The 13,837-nt window shown below is 38.2% G+C and carries 15 protein-coding genes; 6 read left to right on the top strand and 9 right to left on the bottom strand.

The genetic code is table 11. The features are described from left to right. Positions 1 to 29 precede the first annotated feature (29 nt). The 5 genes from ND855_RS01065 to ND855_RS01045 form a co-directional block, all read right to left on the bottom strand. Complete coding sequence (locus ND855_RS01065) at positions 30 to 941, bottom strand: LIC11086 family outer membrane transporter (RefSeq protein WP_265356802.1); 912 nt, start codon at positions 939 to 941, stop codon at positions 30 to 32. Beyond that, positions 938 to 1,822: a hypothetical protein gene (locus ND855_RS01060; RefSeq protein ID WP_265356801.1), complete on the bottom strand. Its 885-nt coding sequence runs from the start codon at positions 1,820 to 1,822 to the stop codon at positions 938 to 940. Before ND855_RS01060 ends, ND855_RS01065 begins: the two co-directional genes overlap by 4 nt. Before the next feature lie 11 nt (positions 1,823 to 1,833). Beyond that, positions 1,834 to 3,039 (bottom strand): MbnH family di-heme enzyme, encoded by a 1,206-nt coding sequence (locus ND855_RS01055; protein ID WP_265356800.1) that lies wholly within the window; start codon positions 3,037 to 3,039, stop codon positions 1,834 to 1,836. Positions 3,040 to 3,101: 62 nt separating this feature from the next. Further along, entirely contained in the window at positions 3,102 to 3,944 is an 843-nt protein-coding gene (locus tag ND855_RS01050) for an MbnP family copper-binding protein (RefSeq protein ID WP_265356799.1), read from the bottom strand. An 85-nt stretch (positions 3,945 to 4,029) separates the two neighbouring features. Continuing rightward, positions 4,030 to 4,500 carry an LIC_11090 family protein gene (locus ND855_RS01045; protein ID WP_265356798.1) on the bottom strand — a complete coding sequence of 157 codons (471 nt, stop codon included), beginning with the start codon at positions 4,498 to 4,500 and terminating at the stop codon, positions 4,030 to 4,032. A gap of 125 nt (positions 4,501 to 4,625) precedes the next feature. Here ND855_RS01045 and ND855_RS01040 point away from each other — a divergent pair, with 125 nt between their 5' ends. Further along, positions 4,626 to 4,952, top strand: coding sequence for an LB_289 family protein (locus ND855_RS01040; protein ID WP_135619798.1), 327 nt, complete (start codon positions 4,626 to 4,628; stop codon positions 4,950 to 4,952). Between the two features lie 68 nt (positions 4,953 to 5,020). Further along, positions 5,021 to 6,997 (top strand): 7TM diverse intracellular signaling domain-containing protein, encoded by a 1,977-nt coding sequence (locus ND855_RS01035; RefSeq protein ID WP_265356797.1) that lies wholly within the window; start codon positions 5,021 to 5,023, stop codon positions 6,995 to 6,997. Positions 6,998 to 7,019: 22 nt separating this feature from the next. Here ND855_RS01035 and ND855_RS01030 read toward each other — a convergent pair whose 3' ends face one another. Further along, positions 7,020 to 8,696, bottom strand: coding sequence for a Na/Pi cotransporter family protein (locus ND855_RS01030; RefSeq protein WP_265356796.1), 1,677 nt, complete (start codon positions 8,694 to 8,696; stop codon positions 7,020 to 7,022). 94 nt (positions 8,697 to 8,790) lie between these two features. Between ND855_RS01030 and ND855_RS01025 the strand changes: the two genes are divergently transcribed. Together ND855_RS01025 and ND855_RS01020 are read left to right on the top strand one after the other, a co-directional pair. Continuing rightward, the gene (locus tag ND855_RS01025) at positions 8,791 to 9,282 is read left to right on the top strand and encodes an FKBP-type peptidyl-prolyl cis-trans isomerase (protein WP_100716814.1); all 492 of its coding nucleotides are present in this window, start codon (positions 8,791 to 8,793) and stop codon (positions 9,280 to 9,282) included. A gap of 256 nt (positions 9,283 to 9,538) precedes the next feature. Next, entirely contained in the window at positions 9,539 to 9,802 is a 264-nt protein-coding gene (locus tag ND855_RS01020) for an RNA recognition motif domain-containing protein (RefSeq protein ID WP_100716815.1), read from the top strand. A gap of 106 nt (positions 9,803 to 9,908) precedes the next feature. Here the strand turns inward: ND855_RS01020 and ND855_RS01015 are convergent, their stop codons facing one another. Continuing rightward, positions 9,909 to 10,349 (bottom strand): AAA family ATPase, encoded by a 441-nt coding sequence (locus ND855_RS01015; protein ID WP_265356795.1) that lies wholly within the window; start codon positions 10,347 to 10,349, stop codon positions 9,909 to 9,911. Positions 10,350 to 10,511: 162 nt separating this feature from the next. Between ND855_RS01015 and ND855_RS01010 the strand changes: the two genes are divergently transcribed. Continuing rightward, positions 10,512 to 10,844, top strand: a complete 333-nt coding sequence (locus ND855_RS01010) for a DUF2878 family protein (protein WP_207762645.1) — start codon at positions 10,512 to 10,514, stop codon at positions 10,842 to 10,844. Positions 10,845 to 10,976: 132 nt separating this feature from the next. After that, complete coding sequence (gene fumC / locus ND855_RS01005; protein ID WP_265356794.1) at positions 10,977 to 12,365, top strand: class II fumarate hydratase; 1,389 nt, start codon at positions 10,977 to 10,979, stop codon at positions 12,363 to 12,365. 61 nt (positions 12,366 to 12,426) lie between these two features. On the opposite strand, the gene ND855_RS01000 is transcribed toward fumC, so the two are convergent. Further along, positions 12,427 to 12,828: an SRPBCC domain-containing protein gene (locus tag ND855_RS01000; protein ID WP_265356793.1), complete on the bottom strand. Its 402-nt coding sequence runs from the start codon at positions 12,826 to 12,828 to the stop codon at positions 12,427 to 12,429. Between the two features lie 36 nt (positions 12,829 to 12,864). Continuing rightward, positions 12,865 to 13,812, bottom strand: a complete 948-nt coding sequence (locus ND855_RS00995; protein WP_265356792.1) for a hypothetical protein — start codon at positions 13,810 to 13,812, stop codon at positions 12,865 to 12,867. Positions 13,813 to 13,837 lie beyond the last annotated feature (25 nt).

The raw sequence follows: 13,837 nt of genomic DNA, 5'->3' as shown, positions 1-13,837 counted from the left end.
TTAGAACGTTTTAAAAAAGGCATGAAATGTCAATCGCTTCCCCACTCCATTGAGAAGGCAAAGGTCCATGCAGACTGGTACAGTCTATACTCCCGATCACGTTGTAATGGATAACGATAAGCCAAACTCATATTGTATTTTTCTGAAAAATTCCAAGAAAACCCGCCACTAGCTTCTGTAAAATAGGAAGGATTGGCTTTGTCATGTTCTTTCGAATAATCCACACCATTATAAGGATTCCGATACAATATCCCAGAGAAAAGAGAAATCTCTGGCATCAAATAATACGTCACATACGCGGAGATAAGAGTCGTTTTTTTAAATTCATACTCAGGTTCTGGTGGAGTGGCCGAAGGTTTTCGTAAATAAAACGGTATCCCATCGTTGTCTTGTAAATTACTTGGTTGAGGTCTCGAAAGTGGATTCAGTCCACCGATCTTAGTCACAAACGACCATTTTTCATACAGGTATCCAAGTTTGATAAATCCAGTTCCAGTATAATAATTCCCTCCCGTGAACCGATCCGTATCGGGACCACTTGGAAATCCAACAGAACCTTCGATCACAAAAAAGTACGGTTTGTCCAAATCAAAAAACGGTTGGTATTTAAAACCTAAATATGTTTTCCCAATCCTTGCTGCATCTTCTCTTCCTCTTTGTTGGTAATAATTCCAAGGAACCGATGCATTCAAAGCAAACCTTCCATCAAAAAAATTCAACTCAGCAAAGGCGGTAGTGGTGAAGAGATGGCTATTTTCTCTTGTGGATTGGTAATAATCTTGTGTCATCACCAAATAGTTAGTTGGTTTTTCTCGTTTCCCAGTAAATGGATCGACAAACCTTGCAGTTGCATTCGGACTATCCGACGAACCCGTGTGATGTGAAAATAAATTCCCAACTGTACCAATAAACAAAAGGAATCCAATGACAAGCTGTTTCATCTTTCAACTCCCGGGAAACAACCAGGAAAACTAAATACAATGTCTTCTGCTTGCAAGTTCTGTTGCAGGATATTGTATAAACTTACATTGGAGACTTTGGAGATGATGATGGTTCCAGGAAACAACGCTGACAACTGTTGTAAAAATCGTATTGGAGAACCTGAAACTGTTCTGTCTTGGAATAGTGAACTTAAAGAGAACAATATTTCTACATTCCCACTCCGACCGTTTTTAATTGGAATTTTGCATTTTGGTGTAATAATTTTATTACCTTGAGGAAGAAGGATTGTAATATCATTTCCATTTACAGTCATCTTAATATAAATCTCTTCCCAACTAACATTGGCAATGGCGACTACCCCAAGAGGCATGTTTGTCACCTTTGTATTGGAGAACAAAAAACTTGCCCCTGTTTCCATTGTGCTATTGAACTGGGTGATATTGGAAATAGTACCTGCATTTAGAAATGGATAGGTTTTTCCATACAAATCGTCTGCTGGCAAATCCAAAGGAATGGTATACGGTGTATGGGTTTTGGCAACAGCCGTACTCCTTTCGGAACTTGTGGTTGAAACTCCAAGCACTTGGTTTGGTGGGTTGATCCGGTAAGTACCCGCTTCCCAATTGATGTAGGTACTACTTTGAATTGAAATATTGAAAGATGTTGGCGAAGGGCTTGTCAGGCTAAACTGATTGATGTTATCGTCAGCTTGGTCATCATAACTTCGCAAATTGGTACCAATGGGAATCGTTTGGTTGTTATTGAAAAAAATTAGGTTTTGGAGGATGACTAATTTTTCTTCTTCCCGATCACCAACGGAACCAAATGTACAATGAGAGACTAGACCCAAACACAATATCAGGGCCAATTGGTTTTTCATGTTAGGTGCTTTCAAAATGGACTCGCAAACTTTGGATTCGTCAAAAACTCATCATCTGTCAGTGCTAATAAGAAGTTTACCATATCGTCTCTTTGGGAATTGGTAATGGTAAAAGCACGAATCAGAGTGGAATCTTTGACAGAATGGTTTTGACCCCCACTGCGATAATGGTCCACTACCTTGGTCAATGCATCCCTTGCACAATCTGTTTTTGTTTTACCACTGGTGATATTAGGATTATTTGCATTATCACACATAAAACTTCCATCATGCATGTATGGGTAAGTAACACCAATATTACGAAGTGACGGTGCACGGAATTTTCCCGTATCTGATGTAATTCCAGTCAAGTCGAATAACCCTCGTTTATTGCTAGGTACTCCCGCATAATAGGCATCATCATGGATTCCATTGCTATGGTAAAAGAATTCCTCTTTTGCCCCACCATGAAAGGAAGTATCCGTAAAATTAAACCCTCCATGGCAATGGAAACACTCTGCCACTTCTCCATTAAAAAGATTCATCCCTCTAATTTCAGACGCATTTAAAGCAGATTTATTATTCCGAAAAGTATATTGGTCATACCTAGAATTTCCTGAAATCATTGATCTTTGGAAACTGGCAATGGCAAATCGTACGTTCTGTTCATTGACAGCACTCTCCGCATTTCCAAATGCGTTTGTGAAGAGAGTTTGGTATAATGTTTTGGATTTAAGTTTGTCAATAAACGAACTTGAAGACAACCCTAGCTCAATTGGATTTTCACCAAACATAGGAACTCTTGCTTGGACCTCTAAATTTGTCATTCTTGGATTATTCCATGTTAGTCTTGGCAAATAAGCTACATTTGATAAATGCTGAGCATTTCGCGGGTGGACCTCGCTTGTGATTCCAGAAGGAAAATCCTTTCCGTCAGCAAAGGCAAGAGATTGGATATGACAACTGCCACATGACATGGTTTCGTTTCCAGAAAGCACTTTTTCATTAAACAAATGCCTTCCCAGTTCTACTTTTGCTTTAGACATGGGGTTTTCCAAAGGTACAACAGGTACAGGAAACCCCGGCGGTAAATCCCAAACCCAATCAGAAGCAGTTGCTAAAATGCCAATCGTGGCTAAAAGTAAGTCATCATTGGTCTCTTTCTTTTGAAACGGTAATATATTACATCCAGTTATTAAAACACTTACAATACAAACTCTAAGTTTGAAAAATTTCATCTCTGATTCCTTAATACACAAGGCCACATGAAACGGATTGTGACCTAGTGTATCTAAATTACTTACTTTAAACTAAATACTCTTTGCGAAATTGAGCTATCAACAGAACCACTTGACTCATTTAATCCAAATGCTCTCAGTAATGGTGTACAATCAGCTCCTGCTTGTGCAGGCATACATGTAGTCGCTATACCTCCTGTATGGTCCTTGATCAACTGGTCTACACTAAGTGAAATTGTCTGGTTACTAGGGTTAATAGAACCTAACAACTGAATTGTTGCTCTATACTTTTTAGAGCAATTTCCGTAATTTGGTGCTCCAGAACAGTTTGTTGATCCAACGTGTAGATTTGTCCAAGACGATCCCGAATCAAAACTAAATTCAATTTTTGAATGCTTATAACCACTCGTCCAAGCCCAATACATTGCCGAAACATTCAAAGGGGATACTTGCGTGGTTCTATCTAAGTGATTAAGGGATTCGGGTACTCCAACTGTGTATTGAATGCCCGTATATGCTCCGGCAGGTGCAGTACCTGTTACTTTTAAGTTTTTATCTGATGTTTGAGTAGTTTCAAAATCGATTAAGGCTACACCATTTGCTTGCCAAACATTATCCGTTGTTAATGTAACATCTGCAGTTGTACCGTCCGCTTTCACCATTTTAACCTCTGATACAAATAGTCGAAAGTCACGAAACTGTACAGTTCTTGCATTGGCAGTGATATTGGTGCCTGTTGTCAAATTTTGTCCATTTGCAAGAGCCTCAAAATTTAGATTCACAGTTTGTGGCATTGCTAGTGCTAAAAGTGCCAAAGTTTGGTTGTCATCCGAATTCGAATTTGTATCACAAGACACGAAGCTGAAAAGAAAGAGAGAGACGAGAATTGTTTTTAATAATTTCATAAATACCTAATATTCCAATATTCTATTTTAGTTCATATGCGGCCTAAATTCCGGCTGCAGGAATTAAACTGTGGGAAAGATTTCCCTAAGTATTACGTGGTGGTCGGAGTAAGGTAGGTAATTTTCCATCCTCTAGAGTGGAAGGAGACTCAAAAACTAGATAAGAAAACAGAATTGGAACCGTTAGTCCAAAAATAAAATTTGGCCTATCCAAAGTTTGGTGGTGCATCCGCAAAGACATCGCGTCTTTTTTCTTTTTTTTGCAAGAACAAAGATGTGCTTCGCCGGCTTTTGCATCATGACAACTTGGTTTTAAAGCAAGTTCTTTTGTATGTGAGTGATTTGTTTCGTCAGAAGTAGAAATCTTCCCACTTTGTTTTTCCTGAAACAATTGGTCTTCAGAATTGGTATGTTTTTCTTTTTTGGAGCCATGGTTGCATTTGCAGATTTTGGAGTTTGACTCAAGGCAAAACCCAAGCAACCCACTTCCCAAAAAGAAAAATTGGGTGGTAAGTACTAAGGTCAAAAATCCTGCAATCCACCGAAAGGAGACCATCTACCCCAATCTTTTGTCCAGTGTCCAAAAATCGAGACAATTTTTGGACAAATTGAGTGTTCCCCGTCTTGCCCTTTGAAAAGATGGTCTTGGAACCAAATGCAACCAAGCTAGAGGCCCTCACGATGAAACGCACAGAACTGGAACGCAGAGAAAGAGAGCTGCGAAAGGCAGAAAAGAAAAAGATCCAACCCGGAGAGAAGGAAGCAATGAGTGTAGGTGACTACATTGATGCTCTTTTTGGAATGTTCCGTTACGATTCAGATGAAATTTTCAATGCATCCGATGATGAAAACATTCTCGAACTGCTAGAAAACATGAAAATGGAACACCCTGAAAAACAATGGGATGTGATCATTCGAAAAGCAGTGAATAAAACGAAAGTGGAACAAAAAGATAAAGCATACGACGCACTTCGTAACTTAGCTGGAATATCCGTAGCCACCGCATAATTCCTTTTTTTCTTCTACAAACAGATTTACAAAGGAAGGTTCACGTCTTATACTAGTGACCTTCCTGTATGAAACAGACCCTTACCATCATTCTGTTATGTCTCTTTCATACCATATTGGGAGCAGAAGAGAACGACTGCCCCAAAGTAAAAACATTTCCTATTTCAACAAACCAAGGCAAACCCTCTGACCTTTCGTTTCATTTGGCTTTTTCTGCTACGAACGAACCCATTGCAGAACTGAAAGCTGTTTTATCCTTATTCAAATCTAAACCTGTTACGTTAGCAAACGGAGAGGTTCCCAATTTTGGAAACACTGCAAACCAATATTGGTTTTGTTATAGATTGCATAATGATGAAAACCATAATAAACGAACGATCTCATTTATCAAATACCCACTCTTAGATGAAGTTCAATTTTACGCCTTACGTGAATCAGGTGAAATAAACCAAAATATTCAAGGTCGTAAGTTCCCATTTCAGAATCGCGACAAGGATTACCGAGGATTTAGCTTTGAAACTGAATTGTTACCAAGTGAAACAGTCACCTATTTTGTAGGAATCAAAACAGATAGTTCTGTGTCGGTTCCACTTATGGTAGCCGAGGAAAAACATTTTGATTCATACGAATCATTGGATATTCTTTTGCAGGGAATGTTTTTTGGAATCGTTTGTGTGATGAGTTTATATAACTTGTTTGTCTATTTTATGGTTAGAGATAAGGCATATATTTTTTATGTAAACTATTTGATCTTTGCAGCCATTTTATTCCAACTTTCGCTTCAAGGTTTATTACCGGTTTTATTTTTTCAGAATTCACCTGACCTAGTTTATAATGCTCATAACTTTTTATATTTTTTATTCTTACTTTCTTGTTTTCCAATGAGTATTACGTTCATGAATTTGAAGGAGAATGCTCCTCGTTTGTACATTGGATTTATGGCTTTGTCTGTCATTCCAATGGTATGTTTATTATTATTACCATTTTTACCTTACCGTGAACTAAACCAATTTGGTGATTTGTTATCTTCCTTCTTAGCGTTTTATGCCCTTTTTGTATCTTATTATGTTTCGTTTGTAAAAAAATTTCCACCAGCTCGTTTTTATTTTTTCGGTTACTTTATGTTAATCATTGGCGGATTGACCACAGTACTTAAGTACATGGGATTTTTTCCAGTAAATGTTTTTACGGAAAATGCCTTCCAAGCGGCAACAGCGATTGAAGTTTTACTTATGGCATTTGGACTTGGTGATAGGATTTCTGTTGTTCAAAAAGAAAAAGAAAGAATTCAAATTAAAGCTGAAATCAACAAACAAAAGTTAATCGCTTATGGCAAAGAGTTAAAACTTGCACAAAAACTCCAAGAATCAACCTTACCGCAAATTTTACCAAAATTCCCTGGCCTTTCGATCAAAACCGGTTATTTCCCAGCTTCACTAGTTGGTGGGGATTTTTATGACTTAACCGTGTATGGGAAACAACAAATCTGCGGTCTCATTGCTGATGTCACTGGTCATGGTGTTCCTGCAGCAATTGAAGCTGCCATGTTAAAAATTGCCTATATGCAGACATTGGCATTCGCAAACAAACCAGGAAAAGTGTTAGAGAGTATCAACCAAGCCCTTGCAGGGAATTACAAAAACCAATTTTTGACTGCAAGTGCCATCTTTATCGATTTAGAACAAAAAGTATTAAAAATCGCAAATGCAGGACACCCCGCCTTATACAAGTTCAGCGAGAACTCCAAGTCCATCGATGTCATTCGACCAAAAGGAAAACTCATTGGTTTTTCAAAAGAAGGATTATATTCAGATGAGGTTCATTCCATCCAAAAAGGAGATAAGTTATTATTATTCACGGATGGGATTTGGGACCTTTGGGAAAATGGAGACTCAGGAGAAGAAGCTCTCTTAGATTGGTTACTGCAAAGAAAAGCAGAATCCGTTGAATCTTTGTATGGTGGGATTGATGAACACATTCGCCTGCGAAACAAAGAAGGTCCCGCAGACGACGATATTACTTTTCTTCTATTCGAAATTACGTAAATCAGCCAAACAAATATACGGACTAAACGTCCGCATAAATGGCTGCATTGAGTAACCTTGAAATATTATCTAAATTTCTGGAAATATCTCTGTAAAGAAGCGCAGGTAATAGATTGTCTTTTTTCTGATACTTTTTCTTCTTCACTTTGGATTCATTCTTTTTGATCGATCGAATCATTTGGAAACGATACTCACGACTTTGGTTACGCACTTGAGGATTCCCAAGGATATCGAATGTTTCACTTTGTTCCAAGTTCACAAGTAAAATGTCGTAATGGTGTTTGAGTAAGTCCATTTGGTCTTTTACAGAGTTTGCAAAGTTTTTGTCGAAAGAAACTTTTTGTCTGTGTGATTTACGGATTTTTCTTGCGATCGATGCAAAATTATCTCCCATCTCTTCCACAGCTTTCACTCTTTCCATAATCCCTAAAACATCTTTTGCGTAGTTACCAGTGATACCAGATTCTTGGACTTGGTTCAAGTACGTTAACACTTCAGTTCTCACTTGATCGAGTTCTTCTTCTTTTTTCAGAACTTGTCCAATCCTTGCGGCATCATACGGTTGGAGTAAAATTTGTTCTGTCAATCGGAGGAAATCGTATGTATCACGAATGATTTTTTTCGTAAATTCTACGAGTTCCACCATTGCAAGTTCTGTTGTTTTCACAGTCCCTGCTTGCAACAATCGAATGGAATCTTTTTCTTTTCCAGTTTTGGATGCAAGACCATCTACGATCGCACTCACCACTTTGGAAATGGTATTCACAAACCAAATGAGAATGAGAGTGTTAGTGATGTTAAACATTGTATGGAATAAAGATATGTGAAATCTTGTAGATTCTTTATCCGTAAGTGGATCACCAGGAATCAGATCATCAACAATCCCTGTGAAAATTTTAAAGAAAAGCAGAGCCCATACCACACCAAACACATTGAATAATGTATGTGCTAAAGCTGCTTTTTTGGCATTTCGATTCCCTGGAATGGCCGCTAAATTAGCGGTGATGGTTGTTCCGATGTTTTCACCAAGGATCATACCATAGGCTGCATCAATCGGGATATAACCAGAAAATGCGAGAGTGATGGTGATGGTTGTAGATGCAGAAGAAGATTGGATAACAATTGTTAGCAAAGCTCCAATCAAAACAAACAACAAGATCGAATTAAATCCCATGTTTGTGAATTGTTGTAAGAAAACAAAACTTTCTGGGTCTTTTGCACTATCAGGTACCGAAGACTTTAAGTAGTCCAATCCCAAAAACAAAAAACCAAATCCGATGAGGAACGTTCCCCAACCAGATCGACTTTCTTTTCTCGAGAAGTTTAGAACAACTCCTGCGGCAATCGCTGGTAAAGCGAAGGAAGCAATGTTAAATTTGAATCCCAGAAAGGAAACAATCCATGCTGTAATCGTAGTACCAATATTGGCTCCCATGATGACACCGATGGCTTGTGCCAGAGAAATCAAACCGGCATTGACAAAACCTACAACAAGCACAGTAGTCGCTGAACTAGATTGAATGGTTGAGGTAATGAATAATCCGCTGAAAACAGCAGACACACGATTTCGTGTCATGGAAGAGAGAAAGGAACGAAGCCTATCTCCTGCCACACGTTGTAAGGACTCACTGAGTAATTTCATCCCATAGATGAAAACCCCGAGCCCACCTAAAACTTGAATGAGTAACGGCCAATTCATAGATATTGATATTTCCAGGGTTCAATTTCTTTGATTACAATTTGGTACCAACCTTTTATTCGGTTGCAGTATTTTTTTCCGTATATAGATTGTAATCAATATGTCAAAAACGATCAGCAAAGGAATGGTTGTAGGATTTTCCTATCACCTAAAGAACGCCCAGGGAGAAACTCTGGACCAATCAGATGAACCGCTATTATACCTCCACGGCTGGCAAAATATCATCCCTGGACTGGAAAAAGAACTAGAAGGTCTAGTGAATGGTGATTCAAAAAATGTCACTGTACCACCTGAAGAAGGTTATGGGACATATAACGAAGCACTCATTTTCCAAGTCCCTAAAACAGAACTTCCACCGGAAGCGGAGTTAGAAGTTGGAATGGAATTCCAAACAGATACACCTGAAGGTAGAATGATTCTATATCTCCAAGAAGTGAGAGATGCAGATGTGATTTTAAACGGCAATCATCCGTTAGCTGGTGAAACACTTCATTTTGATGTCACCATCAAATCCATTCGCGAAGCAACCGACGAAGAAAAACAACACGGACACGTACATGGCCCAGGTGGACACCACCACCACTAAAAACGAAATCCTTCGTTATTTTCCCTCTGAGTCTTCTTTCAGATTGCTTTTTTTAGAAAGGGTAATTACACTGACAGAAGATTCAGAGTATTGTTGATTTTCACCGCCGAAGTAGTCCTTTCAAGCTTGCACGCTGGTAGCTTTCCCAAGTTTTTCCCTGCATTTTTCTGGAGTTCTTACCAAAAATCCCTAAAAGGGTCCCGACGATTGTAAATCTAGAATTCCCGAGTCAACTTTAACAAACAGGACAAAAACTATGTCAGTAAACATTTATGTTGGCAACCTTTCTTACGATATGACTGAAGGAAAACTCAATGAGCTTTTTTCAGCACACGGTGCAGTAACTTCTGCAAAAATCATCACTGATCAGTATTCTGGTCGTTCTAAAGGTTTCGGATTCATCGAAATGAAAGATGGAAAAGAAGCTGATAACGCGATCAAAGATCTTAACGGAAAAAATATCCTTAACCGTGAGATGAAAGTAAACATCGCAAAACCTAAAACTAACAACTGGAGATAATCCAAGTTTGTCTAAAACCGTCGTTTAACCTAGGTTGGACGGCGGTTTTTTTGTGCCTTTTGGTTTTTTTAGACCAAACATTGATTACCTACCTGACTCAAATTGCTCATAAAACCACCTTATACTTCGATTTCATCTTCTCGATTTGTTCGTCTGAAATTTGATGGTTGTTCTTTCCTCCATGCCGATTTTCGACGGTAACAACAGACAATCGATACTCATACTTTTTCGCCAAATCTTCGTAAGGTTTCATTTCCCATTCTAAAGTGAATGTGTGATCGACAATGACAAAGGGAACTCCATTTTCCAATGCATCCTTTGTTTTGGATTCACAATCCTTATATGCCAAATGATTTTTGGTATAATCAAAATGGTATTCACCCTTTTCATTTTCAAAATAAGAATCAATAGAAAAGATTGGTGCCCTACTAAATTCTGCAATTTGTTTGGCAAGTGTGGATTTCCCAGAACCTGGAATGCCACGTAAAAGTAGTAATGTTTTTTGATTGGGTGGTACGAGTGGATGAGAGTTTGGATCTGGCTCCATAACTTCCAAACTATCTATTTGCCACTGGGAATTCCTAGTTCTTTTTCTTTCCCGAGAACTTAGAAAAATCTCGCAAGGAAAACGAGAGTATGAAAGAATTGTGAGAGTTACAAGGAGTCATTTGTGTCATACGAGGCGTATAAACTAATTCATATTTTCGGAATGTTTCTTTTATTTTTGTCATTAGGTGGAGTAACCCTTTATTCCATCAATGGTGGAAAAAAATCAGATAACAAATTCAAAGCCATTGTTGCGATCTCTCACGGAGTTGGTTTACTTTTGTTACTAGTTGCAGGTTTTGGACTTATGAAATTTCGGGATATTTCTCACTCAGCTCTCCCGGTTTGGATCATCTTAAAGATAGTCATCTGGCTTGCGTTTGGTGGTCTACTTACCCTAGCTTATAAAAATGCGAAATATGCAAAAATCCTTTGGTTTGTATTCCCAATTATGGGACTTTTTGCTGCTTATTTAGCTTTTTACCAACCGAGCTAATTTCCAAACATACCTTTCTCAGTGGAATTTCTACTGAGAAGGGATTTCCTTTTCGATTTGTATTTTTCATTTTCATCTCATCATTATCTTCTCTTATTCAAATTACAAAAACTCTAATGAAGGAATCTCTATATGGAACCAACAAATATACGTATGGAAAAAGACTCTATGGGAGAAATCGAAGTTGAGAACTCTCGTTATTGGGGAGCCCAAACAGAACGTTCCCTTCAATTCTTTCAAATTGGAAAAGACAAGTTTCCAAGAGAGATGATTCGTGCCTTGGGACTTATCAAAAAACACGCAGCCATCATCAATACTGAACTTGGATTATTAGAGGAATCAAAATCAAAGCTAATCGTAAAAGCCGCAACAGAAATCATTGAAGGTTTGTTAGATGATCATTTTCCCCTTTCTGTTTGGCAAACTGGCTCTGGGACACAAACCAATATGAATGCCAATGAAGTGATTGCGAATCGTGCGAATGAAATGTTTGGAAGTGCACTTGGTTCCAAATCTCCCATCCATCCAAATGATGATGTGAACAAAGGGCAAAGTTCTAATGATGTCTTTCCAACCGCGATGCATATTGCGACTGCAGAAATGATCATCCATCACCTTGTACCAAATCTAAAATTCTTAGAATCGAAACTCAAAGAAAAATCGGAAAAATTCGAGCACATCATTAAAATAGGAAGGACTCATTTACAAGATGCAACCCCTCTTACATTGGGGCAGGAATTTTCTGGGTATACACAACAATTGACATATAGTTTAGAACGGATTCATCGTGTATTACCTTCCCTATACAGAATTGCTCTCGGTGGGACTGCAGTGGGAACTGGTCTAAATACTCATCCAAACTTCCCTGCCAAAATGGCAAAAACCTTGGCAAAAGAAACAGGAATTCCTTTTGAATCAGCTCCTAATAAATTTGAATCACTTGCCGCCAATGATTCGTTAGTGGAAGTAAGCGGGATTCTAAAAACAATCGCTACTTCCCTAATGAAAATTGCAAACGACATTCGTTGGTTGTCTTCTGGACCAAGATCAGGGATAGGTGAAATTAAAATTCCCGAAAACGAACCTGGATCCTCAATCATGCCTGGGAAAGTAAATCCAACACAATCCGAAGCATTGACTATGGTTTGTGCACAGGTGATTGGGAATGATGTCGCTGTTAACATAGGAGGTGCTTCAGGAAATTTTGAACTCAATGTATTCAAACCACTGATTGTCTTCAATGTCCTCAATTCGATTCGTCTTCTATCAGATGCAAGTCTCTCCTTCGCCAAACATTGTGTTGATGGAATTGAGGCAAATGAATCCAAAATACAATCCAATTTAGAAAATTCACTGATGTTAGTCACAGCACTGAATCCACACATTGGTTATGACAAAGCAGCAAAAATTGCAAAACTGGCTTATGCCGAAAACCTATCCTTAAAAGAAGCTGGGATCCAATTAGGATTTTTGACAGCGGAACAGTTTGATACTTGGGTGAAACCAAATGAGATGATATGAAAATGCTTTCTATTCTAAAATACAAACTGCATTCAGTGGGTATGGTTTTCTGTTTGTAATCTCACTTCGTCTGAGTTTTCACTGCATTGCGAATTTTATCCCAATAGTTTTGACGCCAGCTTTCTTCCACATCAGGGATCAGTTCCTTCGGAACACCGCGGTGTGTGAGTATAACTTCTGTTCCGCCTTCAGAAGTTTCTTTCAATGTAAAAGTAGCCATTGAAAAAATTCCTTCGGGAAAATCGGATCTTCTCCATGCTTGCACCATTCGTTTTGAAGGAGCTAGATCGACAATGATTCCTGAAATTTTTCCAGACATAGTGGAAAATGTTCCACCGATCTGTTTGCTTATCAAAGCCGTTTCCCCTGTAAGAGTTGTCAGCTTTTTTGAATCCGCAATATATTCGTAGATAGTTTCAGGAGAAGCTTTGAATTTTACTTTTTGTTTGATTGTTTTACACATATAATTAGGATTAAATATCGATCCAAAGTGAATACATCACTCTGCTTCGTTTACTTCTTCTGGTTCCGTTTGTTCAGTTGTTTCTTCTCTTGGACTACAATTGATAAAAGGATCCAATTCTCCTTCCGAAATTTCTTCAAGGATGACTCTCTGCAATTCACTTACAAAGTCGACCCTTCTCATTTCACAAACATATTGTTTCCCATCACTCAAATTGAGATCAAAATAAACAGCTTCTTCTGGCATCCCAAAACTAGATTCTCCCATCCGGGATGTACCACTACACTCGAGCTCACCTATCTTACAATTGGTAACAACAAACTCCTTACCGATAATCGTTAACTCTGTTTTAAAATTGTCTTCTCTTGCCACAAAAGTATAAGGTTTTGCAAGCGTTTCTAAGCTGACTTGGTAAAACCGAATATCAAACTCGTCATCACTGAGTGAACTTCGTTTCACCCAACCAATTTGATCCTCATATTTGACTTTTACATAACCTAGTTTTTTCGGTAAGGGGTTTGTATTTTCAATCACATCGAAAACAAGATTTTTGGGAAGGTTGGCTAGAATGATTGCATTCGGTGCGGGTTCTTTAAGTAGTGAAATTTTTTTAATGTCCAAAGTGCGAAGGCTTTTACTCAAATCTAAATCAAAACGACTTACCAAAATTTCTTTACCCTTCCAAAGGACTCGGTAATAAAAAACTTTTTCTGCAACTTCTACTTCAAATATTTTACCATTTCCATCAGCAAGGACAGTCACTTGGTCAAAAGCAGATGGGCGATCAGTCCAAATAACGGATAAATCTAATTCACGCGCATACAAAATAGAGCCAGGCGAAATGAATGTCGTAAGACATGAATAATTTTTAGGACAATTTGTTGTCTCAATTTTAGATGAAAGATCGGATCCATACAAAAGAGATAGGAAAGAAAGGAAGAGCAAAACATTTTTGAATCGATTGAATGTTTGAAAACCTTTCATTTTGTATGAATCCTAAAAGCTAATC

Source organism: Leptospira paudalimensis, from assembly GCF_026151345.1.
GTDB lineage: Bacteria > Spirochaetota > Leptospiria > Leptospirales > Leptospiraceae > Leptospira_A > Leptospira_A paudalimensis.
Note: the sequence above shows the minus strand (reverse complement) of the source record. Positions and strands in the feature narration are given on the sequence as shown.